The following is a 3703-nucleotide window of genomic DNA, read 5'->3' as shown; positions in this document are numbered from 1 at the left end:
CTCGGGCAGCGGGAAGCCCCGGTCCAGCAGGTCCTCGATCTCCTCCTGGCTGAGGGCCAGCCGCCGGTTGCGCGGCGGGATGTCCTCCCGCCAGCGCCACTGCCCGTCCCGGTTGTCGTACGCCAGCTCGCGGGGCACCAGCACCCGCAGCCCGGCGCCGGAGAGCATCCCCTCGGTGGAGAGCAGGTGGGTCACCCCGTAGGCGGCGGCCACCCGGGCGCGCAGCAGGGCGTCGCTGATCTCGTCCCGGCGACGGGCCAGCGGCACCGCCACCAGGGTGGCCGGGGGCATCCGGTCGCGGGCGGCGAACACGCTGCGGACGAGCGCCTCGGCCGGCAGCCCGCCGACCGACTCCTCGCCGACCGGGATCAGCACCAGCAGGTGCGCGCCCAGCGTGCGGGCGGCGTGGGCGATCTGCGCGAGCTGCGGGCGGTGCAGCGGACGGTCGGCGAACACGCCGAGCACCCGCCCCGGGGGCAGCAGCGCCTTGACCTCCTCCGGGCTGCGCCGCAGCCGCCGGAACGTCCCGTGGCCCCCGTCGCCCAGCCGGCGGACCCCACCGCCCACGCCGACGACCCCCTCGCGGACCGGCCAGACGTCGGTGACGTCCATCGCGGCCACCGGGGCGCCCTCGCCGTCGGTGAGCACCAGCGCCCGGCGCTGCGGGTCGTCCAGCACCAGCCCCGCGGCCAGCGCCGCCGGCATCTGGAGGGTCACCGCGACCGGCCAGGGCGTGCCGTCGTGGAGCCGGCCACGCCGGCTCAGCGAGACCAGGTCGGCGCGGGTCATGAACCCGGTCAGCGGGTCGTACGCCCCGGTCAGCAGCAACTCCAGATCGGCCAGCTCACCGGTGCGCGGCGCGTAGCTCGGCGCGTCCCGCAGCACGTCCTCGGGAAGCAGCCACCCGTTGCTCATCGAACCCCCAACTCACCGACCGGCCCCACAGTTTCTCAGCCGGCCGGCGATCGGTCGAGAGTGCCACTCCCGCCCCGCCGTTGCCAGAGTACGGAGTGGCCGGGCGGCTACGGCACCAGCGCCGGCACCGGCCGGGGCCGTCGGCGGCGCAGCCGGCGCGCCACCAGCCGGCGGAGCCGGGACCAGAAGGTCCGCTCGTCCTCCACCCGGGGCGGGGCGCCATCGGCGGCGCAGTGCACGAGCAGCGCCAGACCGACGTCCCGCGTCCAGCCCGCGCCGGTCACCCGGGCCTTCAACTGCCAGGTGCCCCGCGTTCGACCGCCGTTGAACGCCGCGAAGTCCACCGTCGCGGTCGCCCGGTGCCGGATCTGCAGGGCGTCCCCCTCCGGTACGCGCACGGTGTCGACGGTGACCGGCAGGAAGATCTCCTCCTCGGTCTCCCGCCGGCGGGCGACCAGGTCGACCTTCGGCCGCCCGGCTGGCGCGGCGGCGCCTGGCGGCGGCTCGATGCCGTCGACCGGAAACAGCGGCAGCTCCGTACCGTCGGCGGCGAACCGCATCGGCTGGTCGCCGGCGCGGAGCTGGGCCACGACGGTGATCGCCAGGGTGGCAGCGGTCAGCTCCCAGCGCGGCGTCTCGGCGTACGCCCGGACCCCCGCCTCCCACTCGGCCAGCCGGCGCAGGTCCGCGAGCCGGCCCTGTTCGGCGAGGGACGCGATGGCGCGGTGCAGCGGCGGCAGGCCGGCGGCGACGCCCGGGGCGAACCGCTCCCGGATGATCTGCCGGACCTCCTCGGCGACCTGCTCGATCCAGTCCTCCGGGGCGTCGGTCATCCGCCGCCCGCGCAACCGCTCCACCATCTCGTTGCGCAGCCACCGCCGGTGCAGCCGGTCGCGCAGCGCCCCCGGCGGGACGTGCGCGTCCACGATGTCGAGCGCCTCGCGCAGCGCGGCGTAGTACTCCGCCGGGTCGAGCCGGTTGGCCGTCACGTTGCCCGCGTCCGTCCGGCGGTAGTGGTGGTAGCAGGTGTAGTCCGCCAGCACGCAGGTCCGCCCGGAGAGCAGGTACGCCCGGACCACCATGCGGTGGTCCTCGAGCCGGCGGTGGGGGCCCTCCGCGAAGCGCAGCTCGTGCTTGTCGAGGAACGACCGCCGGAACAGCTTGTGGCAGGTCAGGCTGTCGATCAACGGCGCGTTGGCGAGCGTGGCGTCGAACCGGTTCTTCCGGAACAGCTCACGCGGGACACTGCGCCCGTGCCCGGCCATCTTGCCGACCACGATGTCCGCGTCGTACGTCCGGGCGCAGGCGTGCAGCCGTTCGAGCGCCTCGTCCGCGAACCAGTCGTCGTCGTCGGCGAAGAAGACGTACTCGCCCCGGGCCCGTTCCACGCCGACGTTGCGCGGCCGCGACGGCCACCCCGAGTTCTCCTGGCGCACCACGTGGAAGTGCGGATGGGTGGCCGCCAGGTCCTCCAGTCGCCGTGGTGTGTCGTCGGTCGAGCCGTCGTCGACGAAGATCACCTCGAACTCCCCGGGCGGCAGCGACTGGCGCGCCAGCGATGCGATGAGCCGGTCGATGTGCGGCCCGCAGTTGTGCGTGGGCACCACCACGCTCACCTTGGGACAGTCCGCGACGGTCATGAGTTTCCCCCGGGTTCGGTCTGGTCCGGTCGCGCCCCGGTCGGCGACGCCGGCTCCCCATGATGGACGCCCGAGCACCCTCTTCGGTTGCAAGTTGGTTACCAACAGTTCACCCGACGGGAGTGGCACCTAGGGGCCGGATCGCCAGGGATCAGGGAATCGCCGGGGTCGTAGCCGCCCCCGGGAGCTGCCCCGAGTGCCTACGCTGGCGTCGTGACACTGCTCGCGACCGAGTCGCTGACCAAGACGTACGGAGGCCGGGTCACCGCGTTGGCCGACCTCACGGTGTCGGTCGAGCCGGGGATCATCGGGCTGGTCGGTGCCAACGGCGCCGGCAAGTCCACCCTCATCAAGATCCTGCTGGGCCTGCTCGCCCCGACCAGCGGTCGGGTCTCCGTGCTCGGCCTCGACCCCACCACCGAACCCGCGGCCGTCCGGGCCCGGGTCGGTTACATGCCCGAACACGACGCCCTCCCGCCCGACCTCTCCGCCGCCGAGCTGGTCACCCACCTGGGCCGGATGAGCGGCCTGCCGCGTACGGTCGCCCGGGAACGGGCCTCCGAGGCGCTGCGCCACGTGGGCCTGCACGAGGAGCGCCACCGCGCCGTGGGCGGCTACTCCACCGGCATGAAACAGCGGGTGAAGCTCGCCCAGGCCCTGGTGCACGACCCCGACCTGCTGCTGCTCGACGAGCCGACCAACGGCCTCGACCCGGCCGGGCGGGACGCCATGCTCGCCCTCATCCACCGCATCGGCACCGAGTTCGGCATCTCCGTGCTGGTCTGCTCGCACCTGCTCGGCGAGGTGGAGCGGATCTGCGACACCCTGGTCGCCATCGACGGCGGCCGGCTGCTGCGCGCCGACCGGGTCGCCGCGATGACCTCCGCCACCGACGTGCTCGCCGTCGAGGTGAGCGAGGGTACGGAAGACCTCGCCGCCCGGCTCGCCGGGCTCGGTCTGCCGGTCTCCCGGGAAGGGCGGCTGCTGCTGGTGCCGCTCGCCGACGACGCCACGTACGACCAGATCATCGGCGCGGTCGCCGAGCTGGACCTGCCACTGCACCGGCTCGACCAGCGCCGGCACCGGGTGGCCGAACTCTTCGCCACGAGGGAGCCCAGCCATGCCTGAGCCGACCGGCGTCATCCACG

At 74.2% G+C, this 3703-nt stretch carries 2 protein-coding genes and 1 pseudogene; 1 reads left to right on the top strand and 2 read right to left on the bottom strand.

Annotated features, from left to right (window positions below):
- Nucleotides 1-915, bottom strand: a pseudogene (locus ONA70_RS35235) (adenylyl-sulfate kinase); the annotation flags it as partial.
- A 107-nt stretch (nt 916-1022) separates the two neighbouring features.
- Nucleotides 1023-2555, bottom strand: coding sequence for a glycosyltransferase family 2 protein (locus ONA70_RS35230; RefSeq protein WP_265010807.1), 1533 nt, complete (start codon nt 2553-2555; stop codon nt 1023-1025).
- A 213-nt stretch (nt 2556-2768) separates the two neighbouring features.
- Between ONA70_RS35230 and ONA70_RS35225 the strand changes: the two genes are divergently transcribed.
- Complete coding sequence (locus tag ONA70_RS35225; protein ID WP_265010806.1) at nt 2769-3683, top strand: ABC transporter ATP-binding protein; 915 nt, start codon at nt 2769-2771, stop codon at nt 3681-3683.
- Nucleotides 3684-3703 lie beyond the last annotated feature (20 nt).

This window comes from Micromonospora yasonensis (assembly GCF_026013475.1).
Taxonomy (GTDB): Bacteria; Actinomycetota; Actinomycetes; order Mycobacteriales; family Micromonosporaceae; genus Micromonospora; species Micromonospora yasonensis.
Note: the sequence above shows the minus strand (reverse complement) of the source record. Positions and strands in the feature narration are given on the sequence as shown.